Below are 19686 nucleotides of genomic sequence, written 5' to 3'. Positions count from 1 at the left end.
ACTGAAATGTTTTAACAAAAAAGTGAGATTTTATGACGTTTGAGGTTAAACATATTTTTAGTCATAATAACTTTTAAAATTTTAAGACTGTATACTGTCAACTGAAGACTGTTTCCTATCTTTGCAAGCTATGACAAGAAGTGAACGACAAGAATTATTAGATAAAGGCTTATTGTTGCCTTTAATGGAGGAATTTTACACTATTCAAGGTGAAGGATTTCATAAAGGAACTGCTGCTTACTTTATAAGAGTTGGTGGTTGTGATGTTGGTTGTCATTGGTGTGATGTAAAAGAAAGCTGGTTAGCAGAATTACATCCTCCAACTGAAACAAGCAAAATTGTTGAAAATGCTGCAAAATACAGTAATACAATAGTAGTTACAGGCGGAGAGCCTTTAACATGGAATATGGATGAATTGACTTCTCAATTAAAAGCAAAAGGACTTCAAGTGCATATTGAAACTTCTGGAGCTTACCCATTATCTGGTACTTGGGATTGGATTTGCTTGTCACCAAAAAAGCTGAAATTACCAACTGACGAAGTGTACAAAAAGGCAAATGAATTAAAAGTAATTGTATATAATAAAGACGATTTTAGATTTGCAGAAGAGCAAGCTGCAAAAGTGAGTAAAAATTGTATTTTGTATTTACAGCCAGAATGGAGTAAAAAAGATAAGGTTGTACCAGAAATCGTAGATTATGTTATGGCAAATCCAAAATGGAAGGTGTCATTACAAACACATAAATATTTAAACATACCATAAATAAAAAAGCCTTGAATTTTTCAAGGCTTTTTTATTGAGTTTAGGTTTTTAATTATTTTCAAATGGTACAGAAATAACAACTTCTCCCCATCCTAAATGCATAATCGCACCAGTCTTAGATTCTTCAAAAACAATTGAAAAAGCTTCTAAAGGTAACTTTGCAGATTTAACAGGGACTTTAATTCTTGCAACATCATTTTTCGGATTATAAGTATAAGCTCCCCAAACATTAATGTCAGAGTTTAAAATAACGGTCCATTCTTTTTCACCAGGAATAGTAAATAAAGAGTAAGTGCCTGCTTTAATTTTTTTGTCTCCAATTTTAAAGCTTTTGTAAAGTGTAATTTCAGCAGCTTCATTTGCTCCAGTTCTCCAAACTTCATCATTAGGAGCTAATTTAGAAACAGTTCTTCCTTTAAGTAATGGTCTACTATAAATTACTTTAATCTGTTTGTTAGATATTTTATAACTACCAGGATAAGTAGCAGCATCCATAGAGCTTTTATCTAAATCTGGAAAGTCTTGAGCATTTACATTAAAAGTGATTAGCATCACAAATACAAACAATAGTGTAGGTAATAAGGTTCTTTTTTTCATGTTATTTTTTTTATGAATTATAAAATTAATATTTATTTGCCTTAAAGTAGTCTTATATGAGTGTTAAAGTTTACAAATTTGCATTTTATAATAAATTATTAAAGCCAATAATTTCATTATTATACAAATAATGAATAAATAGTTATAAAATGAAAGCATTTAATTGCTTTAAGTTTTATAATTAGAATCATAATACCATATTTGCTTCAATAAATTAAATAATAAAGTAAAAAATATATAAAATGTGTGGAATTGTATGTGCCTTTGATTTAAAACAAAAAGCTGAAGATTTAAGACCTCAAATATTAGAAATGGCTAAAATTATTCGCCATAGAGGACCAGATTGGAGTGGAATTTATAATGATGATAAAGCTATTATGGCTCATGAGCGTTTAGCAATTGTAGATCCAGCCTCTGGTAAACAACCATTATTGAGTGAAGATAAAAAATTGATTTTGGCAGCTAATGGTGAAATTTATAACCATAGAGCGTTACGCAAACAATTTCCAGATTATAACTTTCAAACTGAAAGTGATTGTGAAGTTATTTTAGCACTTTTCAAAGAAAAAGGTGTTGATTTTGTTGATGAAATGAACGGGATTTTCGGATTTGCAATTTACGATGTTGAAAAGGACGAATATTTTATTGCTAGAGATCACATGGGAATTATTCCTTTATATATTGGTTGGGATCAAAACGGAACTTTTTATGTGGCTTCAGAATTAAAAGCTTTAGAAGGTTATTGTACAAAAATTGAATTATTTCCTCCAGGGCATTATATGTCTAGTAAAGATGGAAAGTTTGTAAAATGGTATAAACGTGATTGGACAGAATATGAAGCTGTAAAGGATAACGAAACAAGTATTAAAGCCATTAAAGAAGCATTAGAAGCTGCTGTGCATAGACAGTTAATGAGCGATGTTCCTTATGGTGTTTTGTTGTCTGGTGGTTTAGATTCTTCAGTGACTTCTGCTATTGCAAAAAAATATGCTGAAAAGCGTATCGAATCTGATGATACACAAGCTGCTTGGTGGCCTCAATTGCATAGTTTTTCTGTAGGTTTGGAAGGCTCTCCAGATTTGGCTGCTGCTCGTAAGGTTGCTGATCATATTGGTACAGTTCATCACGAAATAAAATTCACAATTCAAGAAGGATTAGATGCGATTAGAGATGTAATATATAACCTCGAAACGTATGATATTACTACTATTAGAGCAAGTACTCCAATGTACTTAATGGCCAGAGTTATTAAATCTATGGGAATAAAAATGGTATTATCTGGAGAAGGAGCAGATGAGTTATTTGGTGGTTATCTTTATTTTCATAAAGCCCCAAATGCAAAAGAATTTCATGAAGAAACAGTTCGTAAATTAAGTAAACTTCATATGTACGATTGTTTAAGAGCTAATAAAAGTTTAGCAGCTTGGGGAATTGAAGGGCGAGTACCTTTTTTAGATAAAGAATTTATGGATGTTGCTATGCGAATCAATCCACAAGATAAAATGATTAATGGTGAGCGAATGGAAAAATGGGTTGTTCGTAAAGCATTTGAAGGTATGCTTCCAGAAAGTGTTGCTTGGAGGCAAAAAGAACAATTTAGTGATGGTGTAGGTTACAGTTGGATCGATACTTTAAAAGAAGTTGTTGCAACAGAAGTTACAGACGAACAATTAGCAAATGCTAAGTATAAATTCCCATTACAAACTCCAACAAGCAAAGAAGAGTTTTACTATCGTTCTATTTTTGCTGAACATTTCCCAAGTGATGCCGCAGCTTTATGTGTGCCACAAGAGGCTTCGGTAGCTTGTAGTACCAAAATAGCATTAGAATGGGATGAAAGCTTTAAAAACATGAACGACCCTTCTGGTAGAGCTGTAGCTAAAGTGCATTCAGATGCTTATGTGAAGGCGTAAACTTGCTTAATAAATTATTTTAAAAACCTCAAAATTTCACTTCTAAACGATTTTGAGGTTTTTTGATTTTTATGAACAATAAAAAAAAACCTAAAATCAATTTTAAGACCATTTTTAAGCGATTTAAGAGCATTTCGAGTAATTAACAAATGTTGATAATTTTGAATCAAAATCGATAAAAAACTTTCAAAATGCTCTGTTGTTTCTTATCTTTGTAAGTATCCAAAAAATGATACAAAACGTGTCATTTTTTTTATGCAATTACATTTCAAAAAAACAGATATAAATAATAGAAATATATAATATTTATGAAAGAAGAATTTAATAAGCACAATTACTCAGCAGACAGTATTCAGGCATTAGAAGGTATGGAGCATGTTCGTATGCGTCCATCAATGTATATTGGTGATGTTGGTACTCGTGGATTACACCATTTAGTATATGAAGTTGTAGATAACTCTATTGATGAGGCACTAGCAGGTCATTGTAATAATATCACAGTAATCATTAATGAAGATAACTCTATAACTACCGAAGATGATGGTCGTGGTATTCCAGTAGATTTACACAAAAAAGAAGGTGTTTCTGCTTTAGAAGTTGTAATGACAAAAATTGGAGCAGGTGGTAAGTTTGATAAAGATTCTTACAAAGTATCTGGAGGACTTCATGGTGTTGGTGTAAGTTGTGTTAACGCATTATCAGAACACTTAAGAGCTACAGTATATAGAGATGGTAAAATTTGGGAACAAGAGTACCAACGTGGTAAAGCTATGTATCCTGTAAAAGCAATTGGCGATACGGATAAACGTGGTACAACAGTTACTTTTAAACCAGATTCTACAATTTTTACTCAAACATTAGAATATAGCTATGATACTCTTGCTAGTAGAATGCGAGAATTAGCGTATTTAAATAAAGGAATTACTATTCATCTGGTTGATAAAAGACATAAAAAAGATGATGGTTCTTTTGAAGGTGAAACATTCCACTCTGAAGAAGGGCTTAAAGAATTTATCAAGTTTTTAGATGGAAACAGAGAGCCTTTAATGCAAAGTGTTATTGCTTTTGAGGGTGAAAAAAATGGTGTGCCAGTTGAGGTGGCTATGATTTATAATACATCATATGCTGAAAATTTACATTCGTATGTAAATAATATTAACACACATGAAGGAGGAACACATTTAGCTGGTTTTAGAAGAGGATTAACAATGACTCTTAAAAAATATGCTGATGAGTCAGGAATGTTAGACAAATTAAAATTTGATATTGCAGGAGATGATTTCCGTGAAGGATTAACAGCTATTATTTCTGTAAAAGTACAAGAGCCACAATTTGAAGGTCAAACAAAAACCAAGTTAGGAAACAGAGAAGTATCTGCTTCAGTAAGTCAAGCGGTTTCTGAAATGTTAACCGATTACCTAGAAGAGCATCCTGATGACGCTAAAGTGATAGTTCAAAAAGTAATACTAGCAGCACAAGCACGCCATGCAGCTCAAAAAGCTCGTGAAATGGTACAGCGCAAAACTGTAATGAGTATTGGTGGTTTACCTGGAAAATTAAGTGATTGTTCAGAACAAGATCCTTCAAAATGTGAAGTATTTCTTGTAGAGGGAGATTCTGCAGGTGGTACAGCTAAAGCAGGTCGTGATAGAAATTTTCAAGCAATCTTACCACTAAGAGGTAAAATTCTGAATGTTGAAAAAGCAATGGTGCATAAGGTTTTTGAAAATGAAGAGATAAAAAACATTTTTACTGCATTAGGTGTTACAATAGGAACTGAAGAAGATAGCAAAGCGTTAAACCTTTCAAAATTGCGTTACCACAAAGTGGTGATTATGTGTGATGCCGATATTGATGGTAGTCACATTGCTACTCTAATCTTAACCTTCTTCTTTAGATACATGAAGGAATTGATTGAAAATGGGCATATTTACATTGCAACTCCACCATTATATTTGGTGAAAAGAGGAGCAAAAAGTAAGTACGCTTGGAGTGATAAGGAACGTGATGAAATCATTCAAGAATTTGGTGAAGGGTCTAAAATTCAGCGATACAAAGGTCTTGGAGAGATGAATGCAATTCAACTTTGGGATACAACTATGAACCCAGAATTTAGAACTTTACGTTTAGTTCAAATTGATAATGGAGGAGAAGCTGATCGTATTTTCTCAATGTTAATGGGTGACGAAGTACCACCACGTAGAGAGTTTATAGAGAAAAATGCTGTTTATGCAAATATTGATGCTTAAATAGATAATTATAAAACCCAAACAAAAGCAATTACGTATTTATTTATGTAGTTGCTTTTTTTGCGTAAAAAACTAAAGAAACATCGATAAAAAACAATTTAAGACGATAAAATGCGTTAAATTAATAAAAATGATTATTTTAGCCTTATAAATTTAACCTATGAAAATTATGAAAAAGTATATAGTATTGTCACTTACATTATTAACTGTATCATTATCTAATGCACAAGAAAATATTGATGATTTATTAGCTGCAGGTATTAATGATGCCAAACGATTTACTACAGATTACATAGCTCCAGCATCTGAAGGGTTAGTTTACGGAATTAACAACGGCTGGTTTAATAGTGGTAAAGCACCTCATAGATTTAATTTTTCAGTGTCTTTAATTGGAAACGCATCTTTTATTAAAGATGATAAAAAAACGTTTGTACTTAATGTTGCTGATTATGAAAACATACGATTTGAAGATAATAGTCCATCAAAAACAGTAGCAACTGCTTTAGGACATAACGATCCAGATATTACAGTTATAGTAACCTATGATGATCCAATTTTTGGTAATCAAGAGGCAGAAGTAACTTTGCCAACAGGAATAGGTTCAGCTAATATTAACTTAATACCGACAGCTTTTTTACAAGCTAGTTTTTCACCATTTAAAGGTACACAATTAAAAGCACGTTTTTTTCCTAAAGTACAGGCTGAAGATGCCGAAATAGGATTGTATGGTGTTGGTTTACAACAAGAGTTTACATCTTGGCTACCAGCTGATAAAATCTTTCCAGTAGCTATTTCTGGTTTAGTTGCATATACTCATCTAGATGGTAGTTATGACTTTACTGACGAAGGAATAGTTGAAGGAGAAAATCAACAAGTTAAGACAGAAGTTAATACCTTGCTTTTAGAGTTGATAGTTTCAACTAAATTAAAAGTTATTAATTTTTATGGTGGAGTTGGTTATGTGAATGGTAAAACAACTACAGATTTATTAGGAACTTACAGAGTATCAAATGGTGCTCTATTTTCAGAAGATATTATTGATCCTTTTTCAATTAAACAAGACGTTTCTGGCGTTAGAACAACAGTTGGAGCAAATTTAAAAGTCGGGTTTTTTAGCTTAAATGCCGATTATACAATAGCAGAATTTGATAGTGCTTCGTTGGGTTTAAATTTTTCATTTTAGATTTAATAAAATCTTAAATAATTTATGGTTTAAAAATGTTAAATTTGCAACACATTTAATTTAATCTAAATCATTTATTATGAAAATTACAGTAGTTGGAGCAGGTGCAGTAGGTGCCAGTTGTGCAGAATATATTGCTATCAAAAATTTTGCAAGTGAAGTTGTTTTATTAGACATTAAGGAAGGTTTTGCCGAAGGTAAAGCGATGGATTTAATGCAAACAGCATCTCTTAACGGATTTGATACAAAAATTAAAGGTGTAACAAACGATTATTCTAAAACAGCAAATAGTGATATATGTGTAATAACGTCTGGTATTCCTCGTAAGCCTGGAATGACTCGTGAAGAATTAATAGGTATTAATGCTGGAATTGTAAAAACAGTATCTTCAAGTTTAATTCAACATTCTCCAAATACTATCATTATTGTGGTTAGTAACCCAATGGATACAATGACATATTTAGTGCATAAATCAACAAACCTTCCAAAACACAGAATTATTGGAATGGGAGGAGCTTTAGACTCAGCTCGTTTTAAATACAGATTAGCAGAAGCTTTAGATGCTCCAATTAGCGATGTTGACGGAATGGTAATTGGTGGTCATAGCGATACTGGTATGGTGCCATTAACACGTTTAGCAACTCGTAATAGCGTTCCTGTATCTAAATTTTTATCAAATGACAGATTAAATCAAGTAATGGAAGATACTAAAGTAGGTGGAGCAACACTTACTAAATTATTAGGTACTTCGGCTTGGTATGCTCCAGGTGCAGCAGTTAGTGGTTTAGTGCAAGCTATAGCTTGTGATCAGAAAAAAATGTTCCCATGTTCAGTATTGTTAGAAGGAGAGTACGGAATGAATGATATTTGTATAGGAGCTCCTGTTATTTTAGGACGTAATGGAATTGAAAAAATCGTAGAAATTGAATTAAATGATGCTGAAAAAGCTCATATGGTAGAAAGCGCTAAAGGCGTGAGAGCTACTAACGATTTGTTATAATTTTATAAAATTAAAATAGATATTTAAAGACTGTAGAAATGCAGTCTTTATTTTTTTATATATTTGGCGCATGAAGTCGAGATGGTACATTAGTGTATTAATAATTATTCTTACCCTTTTAGGTGGTGTTGCTAGTCAGCAGCAAGTTTGTCTGCCTAATCAAGAAATAGTATTACAATTTACTGATAATGAGGTAACAACTGATGAAACTCTAAATGCAATAACAATTATTAAACAACAATTGTTAGACATTGGAGTTGATAATATTCAAGTTGCTGAACAAGAAGATGGTCAATTAAAAATTACTTATTATAGTAATATTGATGTTGTAAGAATAAAGAAATTACTTTCAACAGATAATGACTTAGATTTTAATTCTAAACCTTATAAAAAAGGTAATAAGCCAGTTAAACCATCGTCTAATGAAAACTTACTAAGTTATAATTTAGATGTTTACGAAATTCATAATGGTAATACAGGTGCTTCAGACTTAGGCGGAAAGCTTGCGCTAGAGCAGAAACCTGAAAACATTAGGTTTTTCAATCCTAACTTTTATGTTCCTTTTAATGAGGTAATTGCTAAGGAGAATGATAAAATATTAAAGGTAGCTTACATTTTCCAAAGAAATATTGCAATAGCAATAAACAATACTCCACATAAAATACCTGAAGTAAGAGCAGGTCCTCTTTGTTAATAGGATTTATTATTATACTTCCTATAATACATTCAGATTTTGAAGTAACATTTAGCATTTGCAAATGTTACTCACTTAATAGGGCTTAATGTTTTTAAACAAAAAGCTATAAAAATTCATTTATAACCGTAAAAAATAATTGTCAAATCAGAGGTAAATTCTATATTTGCTCGTTTTAAAAAATTTGACTTAAAAAAATATAATAATGCAAAACAAAGGACTAGTAAAACTGTTTGCAGTGCTATTTGGGTTGGTAAGTATTTATCAACTATCATTTACATTCAAATCTAACCAAATTGATGACCAAGCAAAAGAAATTGCTGCGAGTAAATTTGATGACCCAGCACAAAGAAGTGCAGAAGAAGCTCGATATTTAGATTCTTTAAATACTCAAGAAGTATTTAATTTAGGAATTGCTAAATATACATATACAGACGTAAAAGAGAAAGCAATGAACCTTGGTCTTGACCTTAAAGGAGGTATCAATGTTATTCTAGAAATTTCAGTAAAAGACATTTTAAAAGGTCTTGCTAACTATAGTAAAGACCCTGTTTTCAATAAAGCATTAGATGATGCATCTGAGCTACAAAAAAACAGTCAAAATACATATGTTGATGATTTCTTTATAGCTTTTGACAAAATTAAAGGAGATAGCAAATTAGCATCTCCAGATATTTTTGCTAACAGAACTCTAAGCGAAGAAATTACTTTCGATATGTCTGATGATCAGGTTAAACCTATTATAAGACAAAAAATTGACGAGTCAATCGTTTCTGCTTTTGAAGTATTACGTAAGCGTATTGACAAGTTTGGTGTAACATCTCCAAATATTCAACGTTTAGGAAACTCAGGTCGTATTTTAGTAGAGTTACCAGGAGCTAAAGATGTAGAGCGTGTTAAAAAACTATTACAAAGTACAGCTCAGTTAGAATTCTGGGATGTTTATAGAGGTGAAGAATTAGGTGCATTTTTAATGCAAGCTAATGAAGTTTTAAAACCATTAGTAGATAACAATTCTGAAAATACAGAAACAAATGAAGTTGTTGGAGATACTATTGATGAAGTTGATAGTAAAATTAAAGAGTTAATTGGAGACTTAGGATCAGACTCAACAGATGTTGCTGTTAATCCAATAGGAAACTTATTAAGAGGTGGAGCTAATGGACCAATACTAGGTACTTTTGAAGCAAAAGATAAAGACTTAGTAATGTCTTATTTAAATAAACCACAAGTTAGAGCTTTATTACCAGCAGAACAACGTTATGTGAAATTTGCTTGGGGAATTCAAGCTAAAGATAGTGAGTTTGTAGATTTATATGCTTTAAAAGGAAACAGAGATAACGTTCCTGAATTAAGTGGAGCAGTTATTACAGATGCACGTCAATCTTACAACCAAACAGGAAAGCCTTCTGTGAGCATGCAAATGAACGCAAAAGGATCTAAAATATGGGAAGAGATGACAGGTAGAGCTTTCGCTCAACAAAGTCAAATAGCTATTGTGTTAGATAACATTGTTTACTCTGCACCAGGTGTAACTACAGGAGCAATTTCTGGTGGTAACTCTGAAATTTCAGGTTCATTTACACTTAACGAAGCAATAGATTTAGCTAACGTATTAAGAGCTGGTAAATTACCTGCTTCAGCTGATATTGTTCAAGCTGATGAGGTAGGTCCATCACTTGGTCAAGAAGCTATTGATAGTGGAATGAAATCTTTCTTAATAGCATTAGCATTAGTGTTAGTATGGATGATAATGTATTATGGTAAAGCTGGTATTGCTGCTAATATTGCACTATTGTTTAATATTTTATTAATTTTTGGTGTACTTTCAGGATTAGGAGCAGTATTAACATTACCAGGTCTTGCAGGTATTGTACTTACTGTAGGTATGTCTGTAGATGCCAACGTTCTTATATTTGAGCGTATTAGAGAAGAATTACAAAAAGGTAAAGGGCAAAAAGAAGCTGTAAAAGATGGTTTTGCAAATGCATTATCATCAATTTTAGATGCTAACATTACTACCATTCTTACTGCAATTATACTATTTGTATTTGGTACTGGTCCAATTAAAGGATTTGCTACAACATTAATCATCGGTATTTTAACATCATTATTTACTGCAATATTTATTACAAGATTGTTAATAGATTGGTATGTAGGTAAAGGAAAGAACCTAGATTTCTCAACGTCGTTTACAAAAGGATTATTCAAAAATGTAAATATTGATTTTATCAAAAAGAGAAAAGTATCTTATGTTGTTTCTGGATTATTAATTTTATTGAGTATTGGTTCTTTATTAACTGAAGGATTAGACCAAGGAATTGATTTTGTTGGAGGAAGAACTTACCAAGTTCGTTTTGCTCAAGATGTAAGTCCAGAAGAAGTAAATAAAGATTTAAATGCAACTTTTGGTAGTGCGGAAGTAAAAACTATTGGTAGCGCAAATCAACTAAAAATTTCTACTAAGTATAAAGTTGATGAAAACTCTGCTGAAGCTGATGAAGAAGTACAATCTATGTTGTTCGAATCATTAAAGCCATATTTACCAAAAGGAATGGATTACGAAACATTTGTTGATGGTTCAGGCGAAGCAAAAATTGGTAAAATGTTATCAAGTAAAGTGAGTCCAACGATTGCAGATGATATTAAAAAAGAATCATTCTGGGCAGTATTAGGGTCGTTAGTAGTTGTATTCTTATATATTTTATTACGATTCAAAAAATGGCAATTCTCTCTTGGTGCAGTAGCTGCTGTATTCCATGATATAGTTATTGTGTTAGGTGTGTATTCATTATTGCACAAGTTTATGCCTTTCAGTATGGAAATCGACCAAGCATTTATTGCAGCAATTTTAACAGTAATTGGTTACTCGTTAAATGATACTGTTGTTGTGTTTGATAGAATTAGAGAGGTAACTAATGAAAAAGGATTTAGAGGTGGTTACAATATTAACTCGGCAATTAACAGTACATTAAGTAGAACATTAAATACATCGTTAACAACATTAGTGGTGTTAATAGCAATGTTTACTTTTGGTGCAGATTCATTAAGAGGGTTATTATTTGCCTTAATTGTAGGTATAGTTGTAGGTACTTACTCATCTATATTTATTGCAACTCCTATAATGTTTGATACATTAAATGATAAAGGAGAAGCACCTGAAGAAAAGAAATAATACATATGTATTAATATTAAAAAACCACTTCGAAAGAAGTGGTTTTTTTGTTTTATAATATTTTTGATGAAGTAGTTTTAATAAGCAATCTTATCACCAACTTCTAAATTCCATTTATCAGATAAACCTGCGTTAATTTCAAGCACATATTTTGCAGGCTTTTCAGATGGTAATGAGTTTTCGTCAAAAGGTTTTGCGTTTTTCTGAAAACTTACAATTGTTTTATTGGCATCTATATAAATAATATCTAATGGTATTTTAGTGTTCTTCATATAAAAATAATGATAGTCTGCTTTTGGAAAAACAAACAACATACCTTGATGCTCTTCCATTGAGTCTCTATACATTAATCCTGTTTGCGTCTGGTAGTCGTCATCTGCAATTTCAATATCAATAGTTTTAATTACTGAATCGTTTGCTTTTTTTAAGGTGAGTTCACCTTCTTTTTTAAATTTAATGACTACTGGCTTTACTGTTTTTTTGTCGTCTTTACATGAAGACATATTTAAGCATAACAGACCTAAAGTAATTACTGAAATTATTTTAAGGTTTCTATTTTTCATTAAGCAAGTTTAGCTTTTGGCTTATAAAAAAACATAAAGTAAAGACCAATTAGTATAAACGGAATACTTAATAGTTGCCCTGTATTTAAACTTCCAGCAGTAAGGTACTCTTCTCCTTGTGGTTCTTTAACAAATTCAACACAAAAACGAATTGCCCAAAGTAGTACTAAAAACAGTCCGAATAAGAAGCCTTCCTGTTCGCTTTTTTTAGTTTTCCAGTAGAAATAAAACAATATTAAAAACACAAATACATAACTAAATGCTTCATAGAGTTGTGCAGGATGTCTAGCAAAATTTTCACCATTTTGGACGAATATTACGCCAAAATCTGTTCCTGTTGGTTTTCCTACTATTTCTGAGTTAATAAAGTTTCCTAATCTAACAAATACAGCTCCTAATGCTACAGGAACAACAACTCGGTCTAAAATCCAGAGTACAGTTTTATGCAGTACTTTTTTATTATATAAGTACATCGATATAATCATTGCAATAGCTGCACCATGACTAGCTAATCCTTGAAAGCCTGTAAATTCAAAACCACCTTTAAAGCTAAATGGTAAAAAGATGCTAAAAAAATCTTCAGATATAAGTTCTCGTTGGTAAAACAATACATGGCCTAATCTCGCACCAAGCATAATACCTAAAACAGAATAAATAAATAAGGAATCTAATGATTCGTCTGTTTGGTTTTCGTTTTTGTAAATACGCTTCATAATGTAAAAACCAATTATGAATGCAATTATCCACATTACACTATAGTAATGTAAAGTGAAAAAGCCAAAAATTTCAATTCCTTTAGATGGATCCCAGACAAATTTTAATGCGTGCATTTAGTAATCTTTTATTGTTAGGTAAATATACTATTTTGAAGAGTATTTATGTTAGATAGATTTAAATTTTACAAAAGCTTTAAGTTTTGCGTTAGTGATTGAGCAAAATGTTTGAGCTCTTTTCAGTCTTTAATTTTGCATTGTAAAGCGGAATAATAGGGCTGAAAAAGCGAGTTGCAAAAGCACGACACACAGTTGTGTGTAACGCCAAAAAGTTTATTTTTTCTTTTCAGGCACAGGATCGTAACCACTTTTACCCCAAGGATGACAACTAAAAATTCGTTTTAATGCTAGCCATCCTCCTCTAAACAAACCGTGTTTTTCTAACGCTTCTTTAGTGTAATGAGAGCATGTTGGTTGAAATCTGCATGTTGCAGGTGTTAATGGCGATATAAATAACTGATAAGCTTTAATTAATAGTAAGAATGGTGCAATCAGAATTTTTTTCATGACTAATTAGTCGAGAATGTTGTGCCTTCTTTACCATCATTTAACTGTATACCTTTAGCAGCAAGTTCGTCACGTATTTTATCTGACATAGCAAAATCTTTATTTGCTCTAGCTTCTTGTCGTAATTGTATTAAAAGTTCAACTGCTCCTGAAAGTTTATCAGTACCTGTATCTGCTTTTGTAACATTAACCAATCCTAAAATATCAAACACAAAAGCATTAATAGTGTTTTTTAGAGTTGCCAAATCTTCTTTTGTGATTGTAGCACTTCCGTCTTTAATTTGATTGATGTATTTAACAGCTTCAAATAGGTTAGCAATAACCATTGGCGAATTAAAATCATCGTTCATGGCGTCATAGCACTTTTGTTTCCAATCTGAAATATCAAAAGTAGATGTAGTTGAAGGCTTTAATTCATCAAGAATATTAATGGCATCCATTAAACGATAAAACCCTTTTTCGCTTGCTAATAATCCGTTATTTGTAAAATCTAAAACGCTTCTGTAGTGAGCTTGCAACATAAAGAAACGCGCTACACTTGGAGCATAGGCTTTTGTGATATGCGGATTATCTCCAGAAAATATTTCGTTTGGTAAAATAAAATTGCCTGTCGATTTCGCCATTTTTTTACCATTCATAATCAGCATATTGGCATGCATCCAATAGTTTACAGGAGCTTGATTATTACATGCTTCGGCTTGGGCAATTTCACATTCGTGATGCGGGAATTTTAAATCCATTCCACCACCATGTATGTCAAAATGCTCGCCTAGATATTTAGTGCTCATTGCAGTACACTCTAAATGCCAACCAGGAAATCCGTCGCTCCATGGAGAAGGCCAACGCATAATGTGTTGCGGTTCGGCTTTTTTCCAAAGTGCAAAATCTTGCGGATTTTTTTTGTCGCTCTGTCCATCAAGTTCACGTGTGTTGTGAATTAAATCTTCAACATTACGCTTACTTAAAATTCCGTATTGCTTAGTTTTATTATACTTTAAAACATCGAAATATACAGAGCCATTAACCTCATAAGCTAAACCTTTTTCAATTATGTTTTTAATAATTTCAATTTGCTCAATAATATGACCTGTAGCTGTTGGCTCAATACTAGGTGGTAGAAAATTAAATGTGTTAAGTATGTTATGAAAATCGACAGTATAACGTTGTACAACTTCCATAGGTTCAATTTCTTCTAAACGTGCTTTTTTAGCAATACGATCTTCACCAACATCAGCATCGTTTTCTAAATGGCCAGCATCAGTAATGTTTCTTACATATCTAACCTTATAACCTAAATGTTTAAAATAACGAAAAATCATATCAAATGACATAAAGGTTCTTACGTTTCCTAAATGTACATTACTATAAACTGTAGGTCCACAAACATACATACCTACATAACCTTCATGTATAGGCTTAAATGTTTCTTTTTCTCCAGTTAATGAATTGTATAAATTTATAGTGTGTTGATTATAAAGCTGCATTGGTATATGTTCGTTTTTGTAAATTTAAAAGAATTTTAAAAAGAAGTATCTAATTTTATATAATCTAAAAACTCTCTTCTTGTTTCCTTTTCTTTAAATTTTCCACCAAATTCTGATGTTACTGTACTACTATCTACATCTCTAATGCCTCTAGAGTTTACACATAAATGTTTAGCATCTATAACACAAGCTACATCATCAGTATTTAAAACTTTTTGTAATTCTTTTACAATTTGAATTGTTAAACGCTCTTGTACTTGTGGACGTTTTGCATAGTAATCAACTATTCTATTCATTTTTGAAAGCCCTACAACTGTTCCGTTAGAAATGTAAGCTACATGAGCTTTTCCAACTATTGGTAATAAGTGATGCTCGCAAGTTGAATACACAGTAATGTTTTTTTCAACTAACATTTCACCATATTTGTATTTGTTGTCAAAAGTAGAAGCGCTTGGTTTTTTTTCTGGGCTCAATCCTCCAAAAATTTCTTTCACAAACATTTTAGCCACACGCATTGGTGTACCTTTTAAGCTATCATCAGTTAGGTCTAAACCTAATGTTTCCATGATATGACGAACATCGTCTTTAATAATATCAATCTTCTCATCGTTAGTGAGTTTAAAAGCATCTTCACGTAAAGGTGTATCTGAAGATGTACCAATATGATTGTTTCCTAAGGATTCAAAATTTTCTATATCTTTTTCTATTTTCATTTTTTTAAATCTAAATGAACTTTAAATTAACAGATTGCAAAGATAAGCATTAAAAATATTCATTTGCTAGGTAGGAATTTTTTAATTTGAAATGTTATATAGTTAAACTATATGTTTGTTAATATCATTAACATATTAACAGTTTAGTTATTAAAATTTTCTTAAATTTCACATCTTAAAAATTAATAAAAGAGCAATGAAAATAAATACTCAATTACGTTTAGTGCTTGTTTTGTGCGTTTTAGTGTCTAGTTACGGCTTTTCGCAATCGAAATCAGACTATAAACAACCACTTCAATTAGTTAAATACAACCCAAATGTTAATGCTCCATTAACAACAAAAGAATTGAATCAAATTAAAGAAGTTTATGGAGATAAAACACAAGAGGATGTTTTAAACCACCCACAAAGAGTTAAGGATATAAAAAACATTTTACGTAATAGAGTGATAATTAATCCAATAAAAGCTGGCGAATCTCTAAAAAAATGCACTTTGTTATCTGAAGTGCCTTTGTTCGACTATTATTCACCAAATATTATTAGAGATGCTTCATTTAATCCTGAATCATTTAATCCTTTGAAATATAATTTTAACTTTTATTCAAAGGAATCAGCTATGTATAGAGTTGATAATTCGAATTACTATATTATAATCTTGTCTCAACATCAATAAACTATAAAGCATTGATAATGAAAAAAATTACACTTATACTCCTATTTTTAAGTACATATATTACATTCTCTCAAGATGTATTAATGCAAAACGGAACAGTAAATCGTTGTTCTGGTGTTTTTTACGACTCTGGTGGTAGTGGAGGAAACTACAGTAGTAATGAGAATTTTATACTTACAATATGCCCAGAAAATCCTGGACAATTAATGCAACTAGATTTTACTGCATTTAATACACAGCTTAATGCTGATACTATGACTATTTATGATGGAGATAGTACAGCAGCCAACCCTTTTGGAACATTTTCTGGAGGTGGAGCAGCAAATAATCCAGGCTTTGTTAGTGCTACACCTACAAACCCAACAGGATGTTTAACTATTGAGTTTATATCTAATGGTTCTGGAACAACTACAGGTTGGGCAGCAACCATGTCTTGTTTAACACCTTGTCAAACGATTAATTCACAATTAGACTCTGCATCACCAGCTCCTAATGGAGATGGTTATATTAGAGTTTGTCCAAATGACCCAATTACACTTTCCGGAAGTGGGATATTTTCTGTAGATGGTACAGGTGCAACTTATGAGTGGGATTTAGGTGATGGGAATACAGTTGCAGGTCAAACGGCAACATTTTCTTATCCTAACCCTGGAGTATATATTGTAAATTTAAATATTAGAGATACTAATACATCTATAGATCCATTAGGGTGTACAAATACAAATTTAATTAATCAGGTTATACAGGTTGGAACCGAACCAGATTTTACTGGTACACAAGCAGCTCAATCCACAATTTGTTATGGAGATACTACAACTATTACAGGAGTAGTAAATCCTGTAGAGTTTATTAATGATTGTACACCACCTGTTAGTGGAACTACTTTCTTACCTGATGGTTCAGGAGCTGTATACCAAACTTGCATTACTGTTGATTGTTTTGAATCTAACCAAACCTTAACAGATCCTAACCAATTGCTTAATATTTGCCTTAATATGGAGCATTCATATCTTGGTGATTTGCAAATTACTATTATAAGTCCAAATGGTCAACAAGCAATATTAAAGGCTTACCCAGGTGGTGGTGGTACCTACTTGGGAGGAGCGAATGATGATGGTTCAAATACTCCAGGTGTTGGTGCTGATTACTGTTTCTCAATGACAGGTACAACCTTATTAGTTAATGGACCTACTATGATAGCAGGAAGTAATCCACCTTCTGCTTCAATAGTTCCTGGTACTTATTTACCACAACAATCTTTTGCTAATTTAGTTGGTAGCCCACTAAATGGTGATTGGTGTATTAGAGTTGTTGACAATTTAGCTATTGATAATGGTTTTATATTTTCTTGGGGAATGGCATTTGATCCAAACATTCAGCCACCAGAATTATCATTTACACCAGTAATCACTTCAGAAGGTTGGGATGCTGATGCTTCTATTATTAATACTACAGGAAATACTATAACTGTTCAGCCAGCAACAGCAGGGCAACATTGTTATACCTATAGAGTGACAGATGATTTTGGTTGTGAATACACTGAGCAAGTATGTATTGACGTGCTTCCTGAAATTATTAATGATCAACCAAATAATTTATTTTTGTGTAACCCAGGTGCACCACCTTATATTTTTGATTTAACACAAAACACACCAGTTATGTTGGCTCCAACACCAGTGCCTGCTGATTTGGTTGTAACTTATCATGAAACTCAAGCAGATGCAGATGCTGATACAAATCCTATTGCAACACCAGGAGCTTATGTTGGTACAGATGGGCAAATTATTTATGTAAGAATAGAGTATCAGACGTCTGGTTGTTATGAAACAGAAACATTTACTCTTAATATAACATCCCAACCAACAATTAACCCTGTTGGAGATATGGTGGTTTGTGATGATCCATCAAATGATGGTTTTGCCCAGTTTAATTTGGAAAGCCAAACGCCAGGGATTTTAGGAGCGCAAATACCTACAGATTTTATTGTTACTTATTATGCTTCATTTACAGATGCAGATACTAGTACAGGAGCATTAGTAAGCCCTTATACTAATACTGGTAATCCACAACCAATTTATGTAAGAATAGAAAGAGTTGGAGACCCATTATGTAACAATGTCTCTTTAACTCCAGCTTTTAACCTTATTATTAATCCTTCAGATGATGCTTCATTTACAATGACGCCAACATGCGATGGGGCTACAGCTACAGTTACAGGAACACCAGGAGGAACTTTTACATTTAATCCAGTTCCAACAGATGCAGCTGTAATTGATTCGGTTACAGGCACAGTTACAGGTGGAACATCTGGCGCATCTTATACAGTTGAATATACAACTACAGGAATTTGCCCATTGTCAAGTACACAAACATTTAATGTTCTTATTACTGATGATGCTTCATTTACAATGACACCAACATGTGATGGAGCAACAGCAACAATTACAGGAACACCTGGAGGAACCTTTGCATTTGATCCAGTTCCAACAGATGCAGCTGTAATTGATTCGGTTACAGGTACTGTTACAGGTGGAGCATCAGGAGTATCTTATACGGTTGAATATACTACATCTGGAGTTTGCTCAAGTGTTAGCACACAAACCTTTACAGTAATTCCTGTTGATGATGCATCATTTACAATGACACCAACATGTGATGGAGCAACAGCAACCATTACAGGAACACCAGGAGGAACCTTTGCATTTAATCCAGTTCCAACAGATGCAGCAGTTATTAATGCTGCAACAGGAACAATAACAGGAGGAACTTCTGCTGCAACTTACACTGTAGAGTATACTACATCTGGAGTTTGTCCAGCTAGTAGTATTCAAAATGTTACAGTATTAACATCAGATGACCCTTCATTTACAATGACACCAACATGTGATGGAGCAACAGCAACCGTTACAGGAACACCTGGAGGAACATTTACATTTAATCCAGTTCCAACAGATGCAGCAGTGATTGACTCTGTAACCGGAACTGTTACAGGAGGAACGTCAGGCACGTCTTATACAGTTGAATATACTACATCTGGAGTTTGTCCATTATCTAGTACACAAACATTTAATGTTCTTGTTACTGATGATTCGTCATTTACTATGACACCAACATGCGATGGTGCTACAGCTACAATAAATGGTGTAACAGGTGGTACTTTTGCTTTTAATCCAATACCTACTGATGCTGCAGTTATTGATGTTCTAACAGGAACTGTTACAAATGCTACACCTGGAGTATCTTATACAGTTGAATATACTACATCTGGAGTTTGTCCTTCATCTAGTTTAGTAACATTTACTGTCCACCCTTTACCAGTTATAGTAGTTCCAACGTTATTAGGTGTTTGTGATGACAATGTACCAGATGGATTTACGAGTATAGATTTAAGTGTAAAGA

The 19686-nt window shown here is 32.5% G+C and carries 15 protein-coding genes; 9 read left to right on the top strand and 6 right to left on the bottom strand.

The features are described from left to right. Window positions 1-130: 130 nt before the first annotated feature. Window positions 131-763 carry a 7-carboxy-7-deazaguanine synthase QueE gene (locus IEW41_RS13445; protein WP_188606899.1) on the top strand — a complete coding sequence of 211 codons (633 nt, stop codon included), beginning with the start codon at window positions 131-133 and terminating at the stop codon, window positions 761-763. 48 nt (window positions 764-811) lie between these two features. Here the strand turns inward: IEW41_RS13445 and IEW41_RS13440 are convergent, their stop codons facing one another. Beyond that, on the bottom strand, window positions 812-1360 hold the full coding sequence (locus IEW41_RS13440; RefSeq protein WP_188606898.1) for a DUF2911 domain-containing protein: 549 nt from the start codon (window positions 1358-1360) through the stop codon (window positions 812-814). Window positions 1361-1602: 242 nt separating this feature from the next. On the opposite strand from IEW41_RS13440, the gene asnB reads away from it, so the two are divergent. The 6 genes from asnB to secDF all read left to right on the top strand — a co-directional run bounded on the left by asnB (window position 1603) and on the right by secDF (window position 11574). Further along, a complete protein-coding gene (asnB, locus tag IEW41_RS13435; protein WP_188606897.1) occupies window positions 1603-3273 on the top strand; it encodes an asparagine synthase B in 1671 nt (556 codons plus the stop codon). Between the two features lie 308 nt (window positions 3274-3581). Further along, window positions 3582-5522 carry a DNA topoisomerase (ATP-hydrolyzing) subunit B gene (gyrB, locus tag IEW41_RS13430; RefSeq protein ID WP_188606896.1) on the top strand — a complete coding sequence of 647 codons (1941 nt, stop codon included), beginning with the start codon at window positions 3582-3584 and terminating at the stop codon, window positions 5520-5522. Window positions 5523-5691: 169 nt separating this feature from the next. Beyond that, window positions 5692-6705 carry a DUF6588 family protein gene (locus tag IEW41_RS13425; RefSeq protein ID WP_188606895.1) on the top strand — a complete coding sequence of 338 codons (1014 nt, stop codon included), beginning with the start codon at window positions 5692-5694 and terminating at the stop codon, window positions 6703-6705. A 79-nt stretch (window positions 6706-6784) separates the two neighbouring features. Beyond that, window positions 6785-7705, top strand: coding sequence for a malate dehydrogenase (mdh, locus tag IEW41_RS13420; RefSeq protein WP_188606894.1), 921 nt, complete (start codon window positions 6785-6787; stop codon window positions 7703-7705). Between the two features lie 70 nt (window positions 7706-7775). Then, on the top strand, window positions 7776-8399 hold the full coding sequence (locus tag IEW41_RS13415) for a hypothetical protein (RefSeq protein ID WP_188606893.1): 624 nt from the start codon (window positions 7776-7778) through the stop codon (window positions 8397-8399). 205 nt (window positions 8400-8604) lie between these two features. Beyond that, window positions 8605-11574 (top strand): protein translocase subunit SecDF, encoded by a 2970-nt coding sequence (secDF, locus tag IEW41_RS13410; protein ID WP_188606892.1) that lies wholly within the window; start codon window positions 8605-8607, stop codon window positions 11572-11574. A gap of 77 nt (window positions 11575-11651) precedes the next feature. Here secDF and IEW41_RS13405 read toward each other — a convergent pair whose 3' ends face one another. The 5 genes from IEW41_RS13405 to folE form a co-directional block, all read right to left on the bottom strand. Beyond that, complete coding sequence (locus IEW41_RS13405) at window positions 11652-12137, bottom strand: DUF192 domain-containing protein (protein ID WP_188606891.1); 486 nt, start codon at window positions 12135-12137, stop codon at window positions 11652-11654. After that, window positions 12137-12967 carry a prolipoprotein diacylglyceryl transferase gene (gene lgt, locus IEW41_RS13400; RefSeq protein ID WP_188606890.1) on the bottom strand — a complete coding sequence of 277 codons (831 nt, stop codon included), beginning with the start codon at window positions 12965-12967 and terminating at the stop codon, window positions 12137-12139. Before lgt ends, IEW41_RS13405 begins: the two co-directional genes overlap by 1 nt. A 216-nt stretch (window positions 12968-13183) precedes the next feature. Then, a complete protein-coding gene (gene yidD, locus IEW41_RS13395) occupies window positions 13184-13417 on the bottom strand; it encodes a membrane protein insertion efficiency factor YidD (RefSeq protein ID WP_188606889.1) in 234 nt (77 codons plus the stop codon). A gap of 2 nt (window positions 13418-13419) precedes the next feature. Beyond that, the gene (cysS, locus tag IEW41_RS13390) at window positions 13420-14901 is read right to left on the bottom strand and encodes a cysteine--tRNA ligase (protein WP_188606888.1); all 1482 of its coding nucleotides are present in this window, start codon (window positions 14899-14901) and stop codon (window positions 13420-13422) included. A gap of 35 nt (window positions 14902-14936) precedes the next feature. Further along, window positions 14937-15614 (bottom strand): GTP cyclohydrolase I FolE, encoded by a 678-nt coding sequence (gene folE, locus IEW41_RS13385; RefSeq protein ID WP_188606887.1) that lies wholly within the window; start codon window positions 15612-15614, stop codon window positions 14937-14939. Window positions 15615-15810: 196 nt separating this feature from the next. Here folE and IEW41_RS13380 point away from each other — a divergent pair, with 196 nt between their 5' ends. Both IEW41_RS13380 and IEW41_RS13375 read left to right on the top strand, forming a co-directional pair. Further along, window positions 15811-16287, top strand: coding sequence for a hypothetical protein (locus tag IEW41_RS13380; RefSeq protein WP_188606886.1), 477 nt, complete (start codon window positions 15811-15813; stop codon window positions 16285-16287). Between the two features lie 17 nt (window positions 16288-16304). Next, the coding region (locus IEW41_RS13375; RefSeq protein ID WP_188606885.1) for an FIDD domain-containing protein at window positions 16305-19686 on the top strand (3382 nt) is incomplete at its 3' end.

The sequence above is a fragment of the Aquaticitalea lipolytica genome, assembly GCF_014641635.1.
Classification (GTDB): Bacteria; Bacteroidota; Bacteroidia; order Flavobacteriales; family Flavobacteriaceae; genus Aquaticitalea; species Aquaticitalea lipolytica.
Note: the sequence above shows the minus strand (reverse complement) of the source record. Positions and strands in the feature narration are given on the sequence as shown.